General features: G+C 61.8%; 14 protein-coding genes. 5 read left to right on the forward strand and 9 right to left on the reverse strand.

The genetic code is table 11. The annotated features are described in order from the left end of the window. Positions 1-146: 146 nt before the first annotated feature. From ACN5AZ_RS12825 to ACN5AZ_RS12840, 4 genes are all read left to right on the forward strand, one after another. A complete protein-coding gene (locus ACN5AZ_RS12825) occupies positions 147-4,592 on the forward strand; it encodes an Ig-like domain-containing protein (RefSeq protein ID WP_419429285.1) in 4,446 nt (1,481 codons plus the stop codon). 111 nt (positions 4,593-4,703) lie between these two features. Beyond that, the gene (locus tag ACN5AZ_RS12830; protein WP_419429286.1) at positions 4,704-5,993 is read left to right on the forward strand and encodes a TolC family protein; all 1,290 of its coding nucleotides are present in this window, start codon (positions 4,704-4,706) and stop codon (positions 5,991-5,993) included. Between the two features lie 14 nt (positions 5,994-6,007). Beyond that, positions 6,008-8,167 (forward strand): ATP-binding cassette domain-containing protein, encoded by a 2,160-nt coding sequence (locus ACN5AZ_RS12835; protein ID WP_419429468.1) that lies wholly within the window; start codon positions 6,008-6,010, stop codon positions 8,165-8,167. Next, entirely contained in the window at positions 8,167-9,348 is a 1,182-nt protein-coding gene (locus ACN5AZ_RS12840) for an HlyD family efflux transporter periplasmic adaptor subunit (RefSeq protein WP_419429287.1), read from the forward strand. Before ACN5AZ_RS12835 ends, ACN5AZ_RS12840 begins: the two co-directional genes overlap by 1 nt. A 111-nt stretch (positions 9,349-9,459) precedes the next feature. On the opposite strand, the gene dtd is transcribed toward ACN5AZ_RS12840, so the two are convergent. The 3 genes from dtd to ACN5AZ_RS12855 all read right to left on the reverse strand — a co-directional run bounded on the left by dtd (position 9,460) and on the right by ACN5AZ_RS12855 (position 12,015). Beyond that, a complete protein-coding gene (gene dtd / locus ACN5AZ_RS12845; RefSeq protein WP_419429288.1) occupies positions 9,460-9,903 on the reverse strand; it encodes a D-aminoacyl-tRNA deacylase in 444 nt (147 codons plus the stop codon). Then, complete coding sequence (locus ACN5AZ_RS12850) at positions 9,900-10,799, reverse strand: carbohydrate kinase family protein (RefSeq protein ID WP_419429289.1); 900 nt, start codon at positions 10,797-10,799, stop codon at positions 9,900-9,902. The genes dtd and ACN5AZ_RS12850 overlap by 4 nt, the downstream gene beginning before the upstream one ends. 88 nt (positions 10,800-10,887) lie before the next feature. Further along, the gene (locus tag ACN5AZ_RS12855; protein ID WP_419429290.1) at positions 10,888-12,015 is read right to left on the reverse strand and encodes a primosomal protein N' (replication factor Y) - superfamily II helicase; all 1,128 of its coding nucleotides are present in this window, start codon (positions 12,013-12,015) and stop codon (positions 10,888-10,890) included. Between the two features lie 150 nt (positions 12,016-12,165). Between ACN5AZ_RS12855 and ACN5AZ_RS12860 the strand changes: the two genes are divergently transcribed. After that, entirely contained in the window at positions 12,166-12,699 is a 534-nt protein-coding gene (locus ACN5AZ_RS12860) for a hypothetical protein (protein ID WP_419429291.1), read from the forward strand. Between the two features lie 30 nt (positions 12,700-12,729). On the opposite strand, the gene ACN5AZ_RS12865 is transcribed toward ACN5AZ_RS12860, so the two are convergent. From ACN5AZ_RS12865 to ACN5AZ_RS12890, 6 genes are all read right to left on the reverse strand, one after another. Next, positions 12,730-13,845 (reverse strand): SPFH domain-containing protein, encoded by a 1,116-nt coding sequence (locus ACN5AZ_RS12865; protein ID WP_419429292.1) that lies wholly within the window; start codon positions 13,843-13,845, stop codon positions 12,730-12,732. Positions 13,846-13,861: 16 nt separating this feature from the next. Next, the gene (locus ACN5AZ_RS12870) at positions 13,862-14,854 is read right to left on the reverse strand and encodes a DUF2927 domain-containing protein (RefSeq protein WP_419429293.1); all 993 of its coding nucleotides are present in this window, start codon (positions 14,852-14,854) and stop codon (positions 13,862-13,864) included. A gap of 2 nt (positions 14,855-14,856) precedes the next feature. Then, positions 14,857-16,053 carry a toxic anion resistance protein gene (locus ACN5AZ_RS12875; protein ID WP_419429294.1) on the reverse strand — a complete coding sequence of 399 codons (1,197 nt, stop codon included), beginning with the start codon at positions 16,051-16,053 and terminating at the stop codon, positions 14,857-14,859. 25 nt (positions 16,054-16,078) lie between these two features. After that, entirely contained in the window at positions 16,079-16,981 is a 903-nt protein-coding gene (locus ACN5AZ_RS12880; RefSeq protein WP_419429295.1) for a 5-bromo-4-chloroindolyl phosphate hydrolysis family protein, read from the reverse strand. Positions 16,982-17,181: 200 nt separating this feature from the next. After that, positions 17,182-18,027, reverse strand: coding sequence for a hypothetical protein (locus tag ACN5AZ_RS12885; RefSeq protein WP_419429296.1), 846 nt, complete (start codon positions 18,025-18,027; stop codon positions 17,182-17,184). A gap of 5 nt (positions 18,028-18,032) precedes the next feature. Continuing rightward, positions 18,033-18,233, reverse strand: a complete 201-nt coding sequence (locus ACN5AZ_RS12890; protein ID WP_419429297.1) for a hypothetical protein — start codon at positions 18,231-18,233, stop codon at positions 18,033-18,035. Between the last annotated feature and the right edge of the window lie 16 nt (positions 18,234-18,249).

Here is an 18,249-nt window from a genome sequence, read left to right on the forward strand (position 1 = left end):
TATTGTGTTTACGTGGGTGAAAACCCCGTCAATTTGATGTCTCAACAATTTTTTCTAGCGAATGTGGCGGAAATGGGCTAAGCCGAGAATAGAGCAAAGTTCGCCGATAAAAAAACCAAGGCGGACACAGAGGTTAGAGCGGTGTTATGATGAACGCGATTGATTTCGTGATCCGTACGAGTGCGGGTACAGTAGAGCGTGGTTCTGTAGGTGGCGATGAGCAGGGTTTTCTTCTGCAAGCGGGCTACGGCAACGACATTTCCCTTAATCTGAGCCAGTCGGACCTGCGTGGATATGACCGCGCAGCAGACGATCTGCTGATTACCCTGGCGGATGGCCGGGTCATCGTGCTCGAGAATTATTTCAGCCCGGCAGGGGCGGGGGCGACCAACAGCCGCCTGTTCCTTAGCGCGAATGGCAACCTCAACGAAGTCAGCTTTGTCGAGGCCGAGGGCGGTGCTCTCTTTGCGCAATACGGGCCGACCGAAAGCTGGGGCAAATGGAGCCCCTCTGAGCAGCTTATCTTTGTCGATGATCCAGAGGTCATGCCCCGCGTCGCAGGTGATTTCACCGGAGACGGCGAAGAGGCCAGCATGGCGGCGGCTTTGCCGCTGCTGGGTCTTGGTGGTGCAGGCGCCGGTGTGGCCGCAGGGGGCGCGGGGGCGCTTCTTGGTCTGCCGCTGCTGATTGGCGGCTCCGGCAACGGTAGCGACGGATCCGATGGTGACGATACTGTCGCGGACACCCCTGTCGTGGACACGCCCACAGACACGACCCCGGACTGGATCGCGCCGACTGTGAACGCCGCAGACACCACCACGGATATTGGCGGGGCGGATGCGGCAGTTGTGACCGTAACCGGCACAGCCAACCCCGGGTCCACAGTCGCCGTGACCGTGGGGGATACCACCCTGACCGGCGAAGCCGACGAGAACAGCGAATGGGAAGTCGTCTTTGACGACGAGAACTTCCCCGAAGACGGCGTTTATGAGGACGTCACCGTGGTTGTTACCGATCCCAACGGGACGGTGACCGAACTGGACGGACCATCCTTTGTGATCGACACGACGCCTCCGGCGATCGACGTGACCGAAGGCACTGTTACCGTGGGCGAGGTCGTCAACGCAGAAGAGCATCAGAACGGTGTCACCGTGAACGGCACGGGCGAGGCGGATGCCACCCTGACCGTGACGGTTGGCGAATACTCCGAGACGACGACCATTGCCGAGGATGGCACTTGGTCCTTCACCTTTGACGAAACCGTATTTGCCGAAGGTGAATACACCACCGATATCACGCTGGAGGCGACCGATGCCTTTGGCAACAGCACGGTTGTCACCGACAGCGTGCAGGTGGACACCGTTAATATGGTCACCCTTGATAACGGGCCGCTGACGGGCGACGATCTGATTTCTGCCGGTGAACATGCCGCCGGTGTGACCCTGTCGGGCACCACGCAGGCAGGCTCGACGGTCGAGGTGACCATCGAAGGTGTGACGCAAACGGCCACCGCAGACGCGGACGGTCTGTGGTCGGTGACCTTTGGCGCGGCGGATCTGCCCGAAGGGGTCTATCAGACAACGGCCATGATCGTGTCCACAGATGCGGCGGGCAACGCCAGCACGCTGAGCCACACGTTTGACGTGGATACCGAAGCGACCGTGACCATCGACACCAGCGGTGTCGCAGCCGACGGTATGGTCAACGCCTCGGAGTTCTCCAGCGAGATCACTCTGGTCGGCACTGGCGAGCCGGGCGCGTCGCTTGTCATCAGCTCTGGCGGCAATACGCTGGGGACAACTGTGGTTGGCGCGGACGGCGCGTGGTCGCTGGCGGTGATGCCGTCGATGCTGGCCATCTCGGGCGACAACGACTCCGAGCTTGGCTACACCAGCACCGTCGATGTGGTGTCGACAGACGGGGCGGGCAACGTCTCGGGAACCTCTGGCGAGATCCGCGTGGACACCAGCACGTCGGTCATCGGCATGTTCGACGACGGCAACCAGATCATCAATGCATCCGAGCGCGCGGATGGCGTCAGCCTGAGCGGCGGCGCCGAGCCGGGTGCTGCGATCACCGTATCGGTGGGCGGCAGCACGCTGACAACGACGGCAGGCGCTGATGGTGCATGGTCGGTGGACATTCCCACGGCGCTGATCCCCGAGGGGGAAACAACGCTGGGCGCGGATGTGGTTTCGACCGATCTGGCAGGCAACGTGGCAACTGCATCCATGTCGATTGCGGTCGATACAATCACCGGCCTGACCATGGACACCGCGTCGGTGGGCACCGATGGCACCGTCAACGCGAATGAGCGCAGCGACGGCGTGACCGTGACCGGCACCACCGAGGCAGGTTCGACCGTGGTTCTGACCGTGGCTGGCACAGACTATCCCGCGACTGTCACCGGTACCGAATGGTCCGTGACACTGCCCACAAGCATCATCCCCGAGGGCGAGACCTCGCTGCCGGTTGTGGCCACCACGACCGATGCGGCGGGTAACTCTGCCTCCGAGCCGGGCACCATTGCCATCGACACAGTCACCGATGTGGCCATCCTGACGAACAATGCAGGGCCGGATAACATCGTCAACGAGGTTGAACACGACAGCGGCGTCGTCCTGAACGGCACCGCTGAACCGGGTGCTGTGGTGAATGTCACTCTGGGCACGGTCACGAACCCCGCCACTGTTGCAGCAAACGGAAGCTGGACGGTGACCTTTGCCTCTGCTGATGTTCCGACGGGCGAGCAGTCGGTGACAATCACCGCGCACGCAATCGACGCCGCAGGAAACGAGGAAACCGCATCCAGCACGATCGCGGTGGACACGTTGGTGCGTGACTTTGCCATCACATCCACCCCCGGTGGCGACGATGGGGTCATCAACGCGGACGAGGCCACCAGCGGGTTGACCGTGACCGGTACCACCGAACCCGGCGGTGCGGTGATGCTGACCCTGAATGGTCATTCGGTTCCCGCAGCGGTGGCCGCAGACGGGTCGTGGACCGCGCAGTTTTCCGCCAGCCAACTGCCTTCGGGTGAGACAACGACAGTGCTGACGGCAGTGTCGACCGATCTGGCAGGCAACGTCGAAAGCATCGACCAGAACGTTATCATCGACACGGACGCAGGCACGCTGACGATCTCGCCGACGCCGGTCGAGGACGATGATGTGGTGAACTTTGTCGAGGCATCGGATGGTGTGATCCTGACAGGCACATCGGATCCCGGTCAGTGGGTGGACGTCACCATGCACGGTGTGACGCATACGGTTCTGACCGATGCCACCGGTACTTGGGTCGCTCCTTTCGCCGCGTCCGAGATCACGCCCGGCACCTACGAGGCGCAGATCACCGCGACTATCACGGACAGCGCGGGCAACACGCTGACGCGCACCGACAGCGTTCAGATCGACACCGAAGTGCTGAACTTTGCCACCTCCACCGATAAGGTTGAAGGCGACAACGTGATCAACGCGGATGAGGCATCCAACGGGTTCACGCTCACAGGCACATCCGAGCCGGGCGGCACCGTGACTGTCACATTTGGGAACGCCTCCCAGACCGTCAACATCGGTGCCAACGGCGCGTGGTCGGTGAATTTCCCGGCCTCTGCAATCGCCGATGGCGAATACGCAACCTCTGCGACGGTGGACACCGTTGACGCGGCGGGCAACGTGGCCAGCACAACTGTGGACTTCGCCGTAGACACCCACGTCAACGAACTGGAGATGGACGCCAACCCCGCAACAGACGGTGTGATCAACGCCGCCGAGGCTGCGGCAGGCATCACCCTGACCGGCGATGTCGAGCCTGGATCGATCGTCGAGGTGACCCTGAACAACGTGGTCCATACGGCGGTTGTCGATGAGTTTGGCGGCTGGAGCGTGGACATCCCGTCGTCCAGCATCCCGACAGGTACGATCAACGACTATCCGATCTACATCTCGGCCACTGATGCCGCAGGCAACACCGATACAATCACGCGGTCCGTCGACATCGACACCGATGCCCCGGACACCCTGAGCTGGACCGGCTATGGCCGGACGGGCGGTGGTATCGCGCAGGTCTGGACCGAAGCCACTGAGGACACATTGTTCTTGGGCGAGGTCGAGAATGCCGGCGGCACACCGGTGATTTCCGAAGTCGGCCATAACAACGTCACCGCAGGCGACAATGCTTACCTGTTCCTTGATGCGCCGGTTCCCGATGGCACGCACCTTGTGCTGGCGTCGACCGACACGGCGGGCAACACCTCGGGCGCGTATCTGGTGACGGATGATCCTGCGACCAGCGATGTGCAGATGTCGAATGACATCGCCTCGGCGCTGCGGGTCTATAACATCGACACCATCGACCTGCATTTCGCAGAGGATGCCAACCTGACGCTGACCGAACAGCAGATCGCGGAACTGTCCTCGACCTCTGACACGGTGGCGATCCGCGGTGGCTCTGACGACAGCGTCACATTGCAGGGCGGCGTGGCGACAGGCACCCATTCCGAAGACGGCGTGAATTACAACGTCTTCACCGTGGGCGACACGACCGTGTTGATCGAAGACGACATCACCAACGTCTCGACAGTGATCTAAGACCAAAGACAATCGGAGGCCCGGACAAACCGGGCCCCGATTCCCGTAATTAACGATTTTTCGGGCCAACAACGGGGCACGACTATGAGCTTGAGCAGGCGAAGCCTGGGCATGACCGCCGCAGTGGCGCTCTTGTCCGGATGTATGACCGATTTGGGAGAGCAGGTTTCCCGGTTTCGGGGAAGCGATTCCTCGGCTCCGACAGGGGTGGCGGCAACGCAGACTTCTGTGGTGGCGCCCACCGACGCGTCGGAGATCATTCAGGCGCTTCAAACGCGCCCCACCGTGATCATATCCGGCACGCCTTATGCACAGGTCGCCAATGCGGTGATCGCCTCGGACGCGCGGGTTGCACAGGCCGAGTTGCGGGTCGCGCAATTGCGGGCGGAGGCTGCGCAGAAAAACTGGATGCCGCGCATTGGCCCCAACATCTCTTTGACATCACTCGGGGATTTCGTCGCCCAGCTGGTGATCGAGCAGGTGATTTTCGACAACGGACGCAAGGTTGCGGAACGCGATCTGGCCAAGGCAAATGTCGAACGCGCGGCGGTCGGGCTGGTCGATGACGGCAACACGCGCGTCTATGATGCGCTGTCGCTTTATGTCACCGCCGAAGAAAACCGTGACCTGTCGCGTCACCTCAACGCGGCTTACGAAGATATGGCCGATTTCGAATGGGTCATGCAGCAGCGCGTGCAGGGTGGGGTGTCGGATATGTCCGACCTCAATATCCTGCAGCAAAAGCTGGCGTCGATCCGGGCTCGGTCGGGCGAGGCACAAGAAGCCACAGCCACGGCCATTGCAGAGCTGAACGCGATGGCGGTTCGCCCGCTGTCCGAGCTTCGCGGCTTGGGCGAGATGCGCGATGCGGATGCCGGCGAGGCGCTGGGCGTCTTGCGCGCACGGGCAGAGCGCGAGCAGGCCTTGGCCGAGGCGCGGATCGCCCGTGCCAGCCACCTGCCCGGTCTGGCCGCCACCGGCAGCTTGGACCGCAGTGGACGGCTTGGCGGTGGCCTTGAGGTCACGACCGACAGCCTGTTCGGGCTTGGCACCATGGCGGAATTCGAGGCCATCGAAGCCACCAAGGAAACCGCCGACCGCCGTGTCGTGCAAGCCCGCGAAGTGGCCGCGCGCCAGATCGCCAGCCAGCAATCGCGCCTGACGGCCTATCGCCGCCAAGCCGCCGAGGCTGCTGGCCTGACCACGGCTGCCAAGCAGAACCTTGATCTGTTCCAGCGCCAGTTCGAGGGCGGTCAACGGCAGGTCATGGATGTGGTCGGCACCTACGAGACCTATGCCGCGGCGATGGAAACCGAAATACAACTGAAATACAAAGCCGCCCGTGCCGAGCTGGAGCTTGCCCGTCTGCGTGGTGCATTGGCTGAAGGAGCCTCGATTTGAGCCAGGTTCTGCATATGGCTGCGGCGGTCCGAAAGGCCGTCCCCAAGGCCAAGCCCAAGACATCGCGGTTTACCAAAAAGGCCGCGTCGCGTGCAGACCTGATCCGCGTGCTTGCCGGGCGTCTGGGGGTCGAGGCGAAAGCCACCGATATCCTTGAAGCGCTCAGCCAGCATGCGGGCTGTGACGACAGTTTCGATGCCTACGCCCTGCGCATGGGCATGGAGGCGGCAGGCCTGCTCGCGCTGGAGGATGAACCCGATACGCTGGTGCCGGGCTTGTGGCCTGCCATCGCCGTGATGACCAACGGGCAGGCGGTTCTGGTGCTGTCGCAGGATGCCGGTGGCCTGACGATTTACGACGACACCACAGTGTCGCGCCAGTCCGAGGTCGGCGTCGCAGAATTCGGGCGCTATTTCAGCGGACAGTTGATCCGCGCCGAAGCCCCGCTTGAAATGCTGGCGGAAAACCACGCGCAGGTTGAACGCGAAAGCCATTGGTTCTGGGGCCAGTTCGGTCGCTTCAAAAAGCAGTTTGGCGAAGTGGCGCTTGGCTCTTTTGTGGCCAACCTGCTGGCGGTGTCCGTCGCGTTGTTTTCGCTGCAGGTCTATGACCGCGTGATCCCCCACCAATCCGAGGCGACCTTGTGGGTTTTGGCAGCAGGGGCCGGTCTGGCCTTGCTGCTGGAGGCCTTTCTGAAAGTCGCACGCTCGCAGTTGCTGGACGGGGCAGGGCGGCAGATCGAATTGGGTGTGCAGAACCTGTTGATGCAGCGCATTTTGGGCATGCGCTCTGATCTTCCGGGGCGGTCGCCGGCGCAGCTGTTTTCCGCGATGCGGGAATTCAGCTCTGTGCGAGAGTTCTTTACCGCCTCGACCGCCGGTGCATTGGCCGATTTGCCCTTTATCTTTGTTTTCTTGCTGATGGTCTGGTCGATCGCCGGTTCGGTGGTCTGGGTGCTGATCATCGGCGGCGTCCTGATGGTCGTTCCCGGCCTGATCCTGCAGAAACGCATGATCCGTCTAACGCAGGAAATGCAGGGTGCCTCGACCAAGATGTCGCGCTTGCTGCAAGAGGCAGTCGTCGAGCTGGACACGATCAAGACCCAGCGCGCCGAAGACCGTTTCACCCGCCTTTGGGAAGAGCTGACGGCGGTGCAGGCGTTGAAATCCTCTGACCAACGCAAGCTGGCGGCCACGCTGGGTTTCTGGAGCCAAGGCATCCAGCAGGCCACCTATGTGGCGGCGGTCATCACCGGCACCTATCTGGTGTTTGCGGGCGAATTCACCGTGGGATCGATCATCGCGGTGGGGATCTTGTGTTCGCGCACGCTCGCGCCGCTGACGCAACTGTCGGGCATCATGGCCCGCTGGGGCAATGTGAAATCCGCGCTCGACGGGCTGGATGCGATTGCCCATGTGGAACAGGACCGGTCCGAGACACGCACTTACCTGCGCCGCGAACGGCTGGAGGGCAAGTTCGAGCTGGACAACGTCACCTACCGTTATGATCCCGAAGGGGCGGCTGTGCTGGACCTGAAGGGGCTGCAGATCCTGCCCGGTCAGGTGCTGGCGGTGCTGGGGTCGAACGGGTCGGGGAAATCGACCTTCCTCAAGATGCTGACGGGGCTTTATGCGCCGGGCACGGGCAAGGTGTTGATCGACGGGACCGAAATGGCCCAGATCGACCCCAAGGACCTGCGCCGTGGCATCGGCTATCTGGGGCAGGACGTGCGCCTGTTCCAAGGCACTTTGCGCGATAACCTGAACCTGTCGCTGCTGGAACGCAACGACGAGCGCCTGATGGAAGCCTTGGAGTTTGCGGGACTTGCACCTTATGTCCGCGCGCACCCCAAGGGGCTGGATCTGGATATTCACGACGGCGGCGAAGGTCTGTCCGTCGGGCAGCGCCAGTCCATCGGCTGGGCGCGCCTGTGGCTGCAAGACCCGCAAATCTGTTTGCTGGACGAGCCGACAGCCGCGCTGGATCAAACGTTGGAGAAGGCGCTGATCGAGCGGCTGGAGGCATGGCTGGTTGGGCGTACCGCCGTGATCGCCACGCACCGTGTGCCGATTCTGCAGCTAGCGACCCGCACGCTGATCCTCGCCCATGGGCGGATGGCTGTGGATGGGCCGCGTGATCAGGTGCTCGCGCATCTGCGTAAGGGGGCTGCATAATGGCTACGTCAACCACCAACCTGCAACAGCAATTGTCCAGCCGCATGCGCGGCCCGTCGATGACAATCTGGCTGTGTGCCGTGACTGTCTGGGCGTTTATCATCTGGGCGTCGATGGCGTGGCTGGATGAAATCGTGCGGGGCGATGGCGAGATTATCTCTTCCTCGCGTCCGCAGATCATTCAGAACCTCGAAGGCGGTATCCTGTCGGAAATGCTGGTCAAGGAAGGGGATGAGGTGCTGCGCGGCGACGTATTGGCCAAGCTGCACGGCACGCAGTTCCGCTCTTCCGTTGACGATCTGAATGAACAGATCACCACCTTGGAGATCCGGCGTCTGCGTCTGGAGGCAGAGCTGGCCGGTGCATCCGTCGTGGAGGTGCCGACCGATCTGGCGCTGCGCCTGCCGGATATGGTGGCGTCAGAGCAGGCGTTACTGGCCGCGCGTCAGTCGGACTACTACGCACGACGCGCCGGGGCGCAAAAGGTTCTCGATCAGGCCGCAGAAGAGTTGAAGCTGCTTGAGAACCTTCTAAAGAAAAAGGTCGTCGCGTTGATCGAAGTCACCCGCGCCCGCAAGGGGCATGCGGATGCCTACAAAAAGTATGAGGAAATCATCACCCAGACCGAGCTTGCCCGCGCGGAAGAGTATTCCGAGGTGCTCAAGGAACTGGCGACGCTGAAACAGAACCTCAAGGCGTCGGTGGACCAGTTGAACCGCACGGTGCTGACGTCGCCCATGCATGGGGTTGTGAATAAATTGTCCGTGACCACCATTGGCGGCGTTGTGCGCCCCGGTGAAGAGATCATGCAGATCATCCCGTTGGACGAGGAACTGTTCGTCGAGGCCAAGGTGCGCCCCGAAGACATCGCAAACATTCGGCGCGGGCAGGAGGCGACGATTAAGCTGTCCGCCTATGACTACACTGTTTACGGCACGCTCAAAGGGCGCGTGGATGTAATTTCCGCCGATACGTTCAAGGACGAGAACCGCCCCGAGATGCCACCCCATTACAAGGTGACGGTGCGGGTGGATCTGGCATCGTTGACCGATCGCCAAGTGCAGATGGATATCCGTCCGGGCATGCAGGCGCAGGCCGAACTGCATACGGGCGAAAAGACGGTCCTGCAGTATCTGTTGAAGCCGCTGTACAAATCCCGCGACGCGTTCCGCGAGCCTTGACGGATTGATGATGTGCGCCTGCGGCGCACAGGTCTTAGAGGCATCTGCCAGTGCAGATGCCGGCGCCTCCGGCGGAGGTATTTTGACCAAGAAAAAGCGGGCCGGAGGGGTCTAGGCGTCTGTGTCGAGCCAGATGGTCACGGGGCCATCATTGACGAGGTGGACTTGCATGTCTGCACCAAAGCGCCCCGTTTGTACCGCAATACCCTTGTCCGCAAGCTTTGCTGCGAAGGCCTGATATAGTCTTTGACCCTCGTCCGGTGGGGCGGCGGCGGAAAAGCCCGGGCGGTTGCCGCTGCGGGTGTCGGCGGCGAGCGTGAATTGGCTGACCACCAAGGCCGCGCCGCCTGTGTCGAGGAGGCTGCGGTTCATCCGGCCGATGTCATCCTTGAAGATCCGCAGTTTGCTGATCTTGTCGGTGAGTTTGATGGCATGGGCGTCGGTGTCACCTTGCATCGCGCACAGCAGGATCAGTAGGCCTGCGTCGATCTGGCCCACGGTTTCGCCTTCGATATCAACACGGGCCGCGCTGACCCGTTGGATCAATGCCCTCATAGTTCGTGGGACCAAGGGGGATTGGCGCCCGCGCGGCTGACGGTGATGGCCGCGGTTTTTGCGCCCAGTTGCGCAGCGGGGACCAGATCGTCAAGCCAGACGGCTGCGAGTTTGTCGCGCGACAGCAGGCCCGCCTGATCGAGGCCCGCCAGAAACCCTGCGTTAAAGGTGTCACCTGCGCCCACGGTGTCGACCACATCGACCTTTTGCGCGGGAACGGTTTTGGTGCCCTCGCGGGTGACGATATCGACGCCTTCCGCGCCGCGGGTGATCAGGACGATGGCGGTGCCGCCCTTGAGTAGGTCAGCGGCGGTGGTGCCGAGCCAGTCCATGTCTTCGTCCGAGATTTTGACGATGTCGGCGCGGGCGAGCATTTTTTCGAGACGGGCGCGGTAGCGGGCCTCGTCGGTGATGAACCCGGGACGGATGTTCGGGTCGATCATGACAACCCGGTTGCCCGCCTGCGCGCACAGGGCGGCGTAGGTGTCGGCCGCGGGTTCACCCACAAGCGAGATGCCCCCGAAGAACAGGGTCGAGACATCGTCCTCAAGGGTGGGCAGGTCCGATGTGGACAGCATGCGACCGGCGGTGTTTTCGTCGTAGAAGGCATATTTGGCGTGGCCATCCACAAGGGTGACAAAGGCCAGCGTCGTGGGGCGGTCTGAACGTGCGCACAGGCTGTGATCGACGTGAGAGGCAGTGAGCGTGTCGGTCAGGATCTCGCCAAACAGATCGTTCGAGACGCCGCCGAAATAGCCCGAGCGCGCCCCGAGCCGTCCCAGTGCGATGGCGGTGTTCATCACGGCACCGCCTGCGTAGGGGGCAAAGGCCGCCTCGGAGGCGGGGGTCGTGCGGGGCAGCATGTCGATCAGGGCTTCGCCACAGCAGAGGATCATTTCGTCACCGTCCTGTTTTGGAATGTTTGCGCTATCTAGCAAGGTTTGCCGTCTGCGAGAACCGAAATTTTGCGCGCGTTAAGAAAACCTAGCCGCCTTGCGCGTAGATGTAGCCAATGCCCGCGGCCACGATGGCGCCCAGAATGACGGCGAAGGCGATTTTCCAAGCGGACCATGGCCGTTCCCCCTGCACCCGTCCGGTGCGGCCATTGACCACGAAGCGGTAACTTTTGCCGCGGTATTTATAGGCGGCCATCCAGACCGGCAGGAGGACGTGTTTGAAGGTTACATCCGAGACCTGTGTGTCGATGCGGTTGATCCTTTGGCGGTCGCCGCCGATGTCGAATTTCACGTCCCGTTCGATCTGGCGGTCCATCTTTTGCCGCGCTTCAACAAAGCCTGCATCCAGATCGACCTGATAGCCTTCGGCGCGGAAGCCGGCGAGAAATTCGGGCCGGTAGGGTTCCATGGCAGACAGGTCCCACGGCTCTAACGCGTCGGTGAACTTTTTCGGTAGCGCCTTGGAGGCCAGCACCAGAACATCGTCAAAGAAGCGCGTCACACGGCCCGAGGCGGGGCGCCAGCGGACTTTCTGCACGCGGACCGTTTGGCGTTTGCCATCGCGGGTCACGGTTTTTGTGTCGTAGTAAACGGTCCCGCGTTGGCCGGAGTAGCTCGATTGCGTATCGGCATCGAAGGTCCAATAGGGCACGTAGATGCCCTGCAGTTTGCGCCCTTTGCGCGCGTATTCCTGCAAGCCATTTGGCGCGAACCACAGCTTTCCCAGCCAAGTGTTCATCGCCTCACGCGCGGCGTTTTCATCCAGACCAAAGGGCAGCAGGCCGCGCGGTTTGATATGCCGGTGCGTGCCCGTGTCGGTGACAACAGGTGTGGCGCAGAAGGGGCATTCCGTGGCGTGCAGGTCCGGATCGAATTCCACCTGAGCCGCGCAATTCGGGCAAGAGGTGACGCGGGTTTCCTCCATCTCCTGCAGGGGCAGGAGGTTGCGGATGGCGTCGTTGAAATCCAACTCCTTGATGCCGCCTTCCCATGGGCCGGTCTGGGCCACGACCTCTTGGGTGGAGCCGCAGAAATCGCAAATCAGCTGGTTCTGATCAGGGTCAAAGCGGTAGTCCGCGCCGCATTGCTCACATGGGAAGCGGTGTTCCTCTGTCGGGGCGGGGGCATCGGGCAGGGGCGGCGGAAGGTCGGACATGGTCACCGGCAGACTGTTGGCACATTCGCCGCCATCCTACGCGCTGCCCCCGCGAGAGAAAGGGGTATTCGGGAAAAATCCCCGTGCAAATGCGGGTTGTGGCGGGCAGGGCATGGGATAGTCTTGGCGCAGCAGGCAAGGAGTGACGGCATGCGCAGGACCGGTTTGATCGCGCTGTTGCTGCCCATCGCGGCGCAGGCGCAGGAGGCGATCTATGAATTCAGCTGGGACGGGGCGGGTGGCTATAGCCTGCAGGGTGCTGTCGCCGTGGACCGTCTGCGTGATGAGACGGCCTTGATCACACAGGATGACGTCAGCTGTTTCTACATCAAGGGACGCCTTGGCGACCGCGAGATCGGGGAATGGGGCCTTGGGCTTTTGAACGAGGAGACATGGTGGCGCATGCTGCTGGATCCACAAGTGCCGGCCTTTCTGGTCGAGGGGATGGGCGCGCAGATGCCGCAGGCGTGGAACATGGACGGGTTCGGCACAAGCTGCGGGGCGGGCGGCTTTGGCTTTAACATTGGGTCTGCGGCGCAGGATTTGTGCATCGACGGGCAACTGATTGTGGACAGCCAGATCGACCCGTTCCGCCCGTTTCCTGTGACGCCCGTGCAGACACATGCCTTTCCGGCCTATGCCTGCCGCGGCGTCGATTTGCTCAGCCAGTTGGATCTGGAGTGAACGGGGCGCGGCACGCCCCGCTCGTATGGATCACATCGGCGGCGGGGGCGGCGGCATCACGGTGAACAACTGCGCCAGTTCGGCCACATCACCGGCTTTTTTCCAGCCGTCCTGACCCGGTGTCCAGACATGGGTGTCCCGCCCGAATTCGCCACTGGCGGCCATCTTGCCCAGATCCGCCTTGGAGAACGGGCCGCTGGTCTGGCCGTTTTTGGCCAGATGCCAGACGTGTTCCACGGGCGGCGGGGGCGGTGCGACAGGGGCCGCCTGCGCCGCAGGCTGCGGTTGTGCGCCCCAAGGGCCGGGCTGCGCCATTTGCTGGGCCATGTTCATGCCCATGCCAGCGCCAAACCCCATACCCATGGATTGATCCATGGCACCGCCTTTGCCCATGGCCTCGGCCGCGCGCCATTTCATATGGTCGTCGAGATTGCCCGCCAGCCCACGCGAGGTCCGCGCATCCAGCGCCTTTTCAACCTCGGGCGGCAGGGAGATGTTCTCGATATACAGCTCGGGCAGCGACAGGCCATAAGCGGCGATTGTCGGATCGATGGCCTTGGCAATCAGGGCGCCGACTTCGGCGGTGTTGGCGGCCATGTCCAGAACGGGAATGCCCGATTTCGCAATGGCGCGGCTGAATTCCTGCACGATGATGTTGCGGATCTGAAAGGTCACCTCGTCGGTGGTGAATTCGCCATCGGTGCCCACGATTTCGGTCATGAATAGTGCAGGATCGGCAACCTTGATCGTATAGGTGCCAAAGGCGCGGATACGGGTCGGCCCGAATTCCGGATCACGCAGCATGATGGGGTTTTTGGTGCCCCATTTCAGGTTGGTGAAGCGGTTGGTGTTGACGAAGTAGATCTCGGATTTGAACGGGCTTTGGAAGCCGTGGTCCCAATGCTGCAACGACGTCATGATCGGCATGTTGTTGGTTTCCAACATGTACAGGCCGGGGGTGAAGACATCGGCCATCTGGCCTTCGTGTACGAACACGGCGGCCTGACCTTCGCGGACCGTCAGCTTTGCGCCGTATTTGATTTCGTGGCCTTCGCGTTCGAACCGCCAGACAAGTGTGTCACGGGTGTCATCGGTCCAATGGATGACGTCGATGAATTGGCCTTTGAGAAAATCGAAAATTGGCATGGGGGTCTCCTATGGCTCAACTGGGCGCGTCGTTGCCGGTCAGAACGCTCGCGCGGCGTCGCGCGATGGGCAAGGCTTCCTCGGCCAGCATGCCCGGTTGCAGGGCGGGATCATACAGCATCTGCAACAGCAGCTCGTCATGACGTGTCAGCAGGGCAAATTCGTCATCGTCATTGAATATGGTGGGCCGCGCCGAAGGGCTGTCGTTGGTCAGACCAAAGCCTTGGGCCATTTCCTCGTGCACGCAGGACAGGCGCATCAGTTCGGGGTGTTCGGACCGGATGACAGCAATGGCATTTCCGTAAGCGTAGCCGCCGTTTTCTTCGGCGAAGGCCATGACAAGGCAATGAATGCCGCGCGGGATGGTCTGGAAAATGCGCAACGCGGTGGGGTTCACGTCGGGCACGATTTCGCGGATGCGGTCGGCGATCAGCGCGTGATCGTCTTGCGCGGCAAAAATGACGTGAAAGTTTGGGTTCTTGTCGGATAGGCTGACGGGGTGGCCTGTGATCTGTCCCAAACGTCGCGTGAAGGAGGCCACCTCTGCCCGATCCCAAGCGCGCTGGTCGGTGGGCACGTTCGGCGTGAATTCGGTGGTCACGCGCACGGGCTGGAGCCACTTTTTGATGGCGGACCCCGCGTTGGCGCCAGAGGGGCGCAGCCCCTGACCACGAACGTATTCTTCTTCCAACGCGATGGCGGCAAAGTTGCGCACCAGCATGGTGTCGGTGAAGGGCGTGTCCGGCCCGCCGCCATCGGTGCGCAGCAAACCCTGCGCCAGCAGGTTGGACTGGATGCGGGCGTAATAGGCCGCCATGGCGCGGCTCGATTCCGTCGCGGTGACCGTTGTCTTTGCCGGTGGTTTTACCGGCGCAGGGGCGGGGGCTGCGACAGGGCGTTCCTGAGGGGTGACGCCGGTTTCACGCGGCGCAAGCGTCGAGGTCTCGCAGGCGGTCAGCACTGCGAGACCCAGAACCGCCAATGCGCAAGGCAGACGGCGTAATGTCATGATCAGGACGGCACCGCAGTTGCGGCCACGTCACCGGTGCCGGTTTTCTTGGCCTTGGCGGCGGCAAGCGTATCGCGCAGCTCGTGCTCCATCTTGATGAGCTCTTCCTCGGCCTTGGCGCGGCGCGCCTTGCCTTCGTCCGCGATGCGCAAGCTGTCCTCGATGGTGCCGATCAGATCGGCGTTCGCCTGTTTCACCGCTTCGATGTCGAAGACACCGCGTTCCATTTCCTCGCGGATCATGGCGTTGCTTTCGCGCAGGTTCGCCGCGTTCGAGGTCAGCAGTTCGTTGGTCAGATCATTGGCATCGCGCACCGCAGCCGCCGCCTGTTTGGACCGCTGGATGGTCACCGCCTGCGCCAGCTGGGTTTCCCACAGCGGCACGGTGTTCACGAGGGTCGAGTTGATCTTGGTCACCAGCGACTTGTCGTTTTCCTGCACCAGACGGATCGAGGGCAGCGATTGCATGGTCACCTGACGGGTCAGCTTCAGATCGTGCACACGCCGTTCCAGATCGTCGCGCGCGCCGCGCAGGTCGCGCAGCTCCTGCGCTTTCATGACCTGTTCGCCCTCGGGCGCGGCCTGCACTTCCGCCTCTTTGGCAGGGATCACACTGGTGTCCAGCTCTTCAAGCTTTTCCTCACCGGCGGCGATGTACAGCGCCAGCTCGTCATAGAACTGCAGCGTCTTTTCATACAGCAGATCCAAGGACTTGATGTCCTTGAGCAGCGTGTGCTCGTGCCGCAGGAGATCCTCTGTCACCTTGTCGATCTGCGCCTGAACAGTCTCAAACCGTGCGGTGAACTTCGCGAAAGGCGCTGCGCGACCGATCAGCTTTTCCCACCAGGACCGTTCACGGCGCACGTCAAGCTCGGAGACCGAAAAGCCACGGATCGTGGTTACGATGCCGCGCAGGCTGTCACCGGCGGGGCCCACGTCCTTGTTGCGCACATCGGTCAGCATCGCCTGCGAGATGGTCTGCAGTTCCGCCTGCGCGGCCGAGCCAAAGGAGACGATCGAATTGGTGTCACCCATGTCGATTTCGTCCATCCGCGCGCGGATTTCCTCGGAGGTTTCGCTGGGCGCTTCTTTCAGCGGAACGATGGCATTCGCTTCTTTGGGCTCCGGCAGAACCGTTGCGTTCACTTCATCGACCATCTGAAGCGTTTTTTCCGCTTCTTGACGCACGTTTTCTGACATGGATGGGATCCCCCGTTTTCCTAGTTCAATTCATCCCGCGATTGAGATGCACACCCTCGCGCTGCAAACGATCCCGCAGCACGTCAATTTCGATATTCAGATCAGCACTGTCATCAAGCAACAGTTTGCGCTGCTTTTGTTCAAAGCTTTGTTCCAGATCGGTCAGCAACATCAAGAAGTCGCTTTTCGCGCCACGATCCTGACTGCGTGAATAAATATCGGCGAATTTGATCGCCGCATCACGCGCGCCCATCAGGTAGACGCCCAGAAATTTTCGCGCAGCCGTCAGATCACGCGGGTCTTCTTCGACCGTGCGGATCATTTCGCGCACTTTGTCGGCAAAGCGGTCCACACGGGTTTCGACCGTTCGGTCATCCGCCCGTTTGACGGCATCCGCCATCGCGGACAGGTGGCTTTCGGCTTCGTCGACAACGCGCGCCACGCGGTCTTGTTGAAAGGTGTCGATCCCTTCCATGCCCTTGCTTTTCATAGGGTCTATGCCGAAGGCGCCGATATGCAGGCCAGCCGCCACGATGCCATAGATCAGGGGGGCGGCCGCGCCGCCGTTCGATGTCCAAACCGCAAGCGCAGCCCCCAGACCACATAGGACAGCGGCAAACAGTTTGCGGGGCAGGGCAGGGCGGCGCGCGATTTTGCGTTCGTGATAGGCCGCTTCGGCATTCAACCCGTCGCGCAGCAACCACGCGCCAAGGATCAGGGACCCCGCGCCCAGCAGGCCCGTGGCCATATCGATGGCGCCTTCGTTGATCGAGGTAAAGGCCAGCACCAAGCCGGGTACAAACATCAGGTTCGACCGCGCACCGGCGGCAGCAACCTTGGCCCCTTTATAGGCGGGACGCTGCGGCGTATCGTCGACGTCTTGCGGCTGGCTGTCGGGGCTGAATTTCCCGCCGAATCGTTTGGCCATGCTTAAAGCCCCCCGAGCCAGCCGGTTGTGACTCCGAACAAGAGCACCAAAAGCAGCGTGAAGCTGATTTTCTGCAAGGCTTTTCCGGACATAGGTCCCCCGGCGTTTGTTTACGAAGGGAACTTAGGCGCTAAATGCTGCGCTTGCTAGGGGGAACTGCGCACCTTGCTCATCACCGTGTCCACGTGATGAAGCGCGCATCAGGCGGCGTTTTGATCAGGCATGCGATGCAGCAACAGATCTGCCTCTGCTTCGAACTGGTCCTTGTCGCCGCGCACCCGCGTGCGGCAGGCGCTGGCCTCGAAGCTGTCGGTCATGACTTCGAGCTTGGCGATGTAGCGTTTGCGCGCGAAGGCAGGGCTCGTCCCATCAACTTCGCCGCAAATCCTGTTCGATTCCTCATCCAAAAGCCGGATGAACTTCTCGACAGGTCGGTTCAGGCGTTTCAGGGAATACGGATCGCGAGAAAACCGGCGCATCAGTTGCATCACCAAGCGGCGGGCGGCTTCTGTGCGGCGTGTCAGCTCGGCATCTTCAAGGATGGCCACGCGATCCGCAATCCGGGTCAGGGCGTGATCCGCGCGCTCAATGATTAGCTCTGCCTCGTGTTTGGGATCAACGGTTTCGGGCTGGGCACCGGGCTTATCCCGCAGCGGGTCAGCCCCGAAGGCCAGAACGGCCAAAGCAGTGGCGCAGCCGCCAAAGACGAAAGGCAGGATCAGACTGTCCACATTTTGACCGGCCAGCAGCATGACACATAGGCCGATCAGGCCCGATCCAATCAATTTGAAGGGCAAGCGCGGCGCCTTGGCATGAGGCGTTGCATCAAACAGCACGTGTTTGCGATGGCCTAGGGAAATCAAGCGTAAAGCCAACAAGAACAAAGCGATCAGCGCTGTCGCAGAGATGATGTCCTCTAGACCACCGGTTGGGATCAGCGCGGCAACAGGCAAAGCGGCCAAAGCCAGCGCTCCCGTCCCACATGCCGTGGCAGGATCCGTCGGGGGTGTTTGCTGGTTCCGGTCAAGCTGCTTGTCTCGCGGCATGTTGTTCACCCCGCCAGCCCGAGTGTGAAGATCAGCAGCCACAAAACCGCAAAAGCGGCCCGTTGCGGCATAAGACCCGCGGCGTAGCTGCGCCGGGCACAGCTGCGCAAAGCATCGAACGTATCGCCAACCACGACTCGCAGGTTCGCAAGCACCAGCAGAGCCGAAGCAAACAGTACAAGAAGGGCAAGCATCGTGATCATCATGCCCGCGACAATCCTG

This window comes from Sagittula sp. SSi028 (genome assembly GCF_048553715.1).
GTDB lineage: Bacteria > Pseudomonadota > Alphaproteobacteria > Rhodobacterales > Rhodobacteraceae > Sagittula.

Excerpts from the sequence above, each read along its gene's own strand:
- ACN5AZ_RS12855 (WP_419429290.1), bottom strand. The coding sequence starts at position 12,015 with ATGTCCGACCTTCCGCCGCCCCTGCCCGATGCCCCCGCCCCGACAGAG.
- ACN5AZ_RS12875 (WP_419429294.1), bottom strand. The coding sequence starts at position 16,053 with ATGTCAGAAAACGTGCGTCAAGAAGCGGAAAAAACGCTTCAGATGGTC.
- ACN5AZ_RS12885 (WP_419429296.1), bottom strand. The coding sequence starts at position 18,027 with ATGCCGCGAGACAAGCAGCTTGACCGGAACCAGCAAACACCCCCGACG.
- ACN5AZ_RS12880 (WP_419429295.1), bottom strand. The coding sequence starts at position 16,981 with ATGGCCAAACGATTCGGCGGGAAATTCAGCCCCGACAGCCAGCCGCAA.
- ACN5AZ_RS12835 (WP_419429468.1), top strand. The coding sequence starts at position 6,008 with ATGGCTGCGGCGGTCCGAAAGGCCGTCCCCAAGGCCAAGCCCAAGACA.
- ACN5AZ_RS12870 (WP_419429293.1), bottom strand. The coding sequence starts at position 14,854 with ATGACATTACGCCGTCTGCCTTGCGCATTGGCGGTTCTGGGTCTCGCA.
- ACN5AZ_RS12830 (WP_419429286.1), top strand. The coding sequence starts at position 4,704 with ATGACCGCCGCAGTGGCGCTCTTGTCCGGATGTATGACCGATTTGGGA.
- ACN5AZ_RS12890 (WP_419429297.1), bottom strand. The coding sequence starts at position 18,233 with ATGATGATCACGATGCTTGCCCTTCTTGTACTGTTTGCTTCGGCTCTG.
- dtd (WP_419429288.1), bottom strand. The coding sequence starts at position 9,903 with ATGAGGGCATTGATCCAACGGGTCAGCGCGGCCCGTGTTGATATCGAA.
- ACN5AZ_RS12825 (WP_419429285.1), top strand. The coding sequence starts at position 147 with ATGATGAACGCGATTGATTTCGTGATCCGTACGAGTGCGGGTACAGTA.
- ACN5AZ_RS12850 (WP_419429289.1), bottom strand. The coding sequence starts at position 10,799 with ATGATCCTCTGCTGTGGCGAAGCCCTGATCGACATGCTGCCCCGCACG.
- ACN5AZ_RS12860 (WP_419429291.1), top strand. The coding sequence starts at position 12,166 with ATGCGCAGGACCGGTTTGATCGCGCTGTTGCTGCCCATCGCGGCGCAG.
- ACN5AZ_RS12840 (WP_419429287.1), top strand. The coding sequence starts at position 8,167 with ATGGCTACGTCAACCACCAACCTGCAACAGCAATTGTCCAGCCGCATG.
- ACN5AZ_RS12865 (WP_419429292.1), bottom strand. The coding sequence starts at position 13,845 with ATGCCAATTTTCGATTTTCTCAAAGGCCAATTCATCGACGTCATCCAT.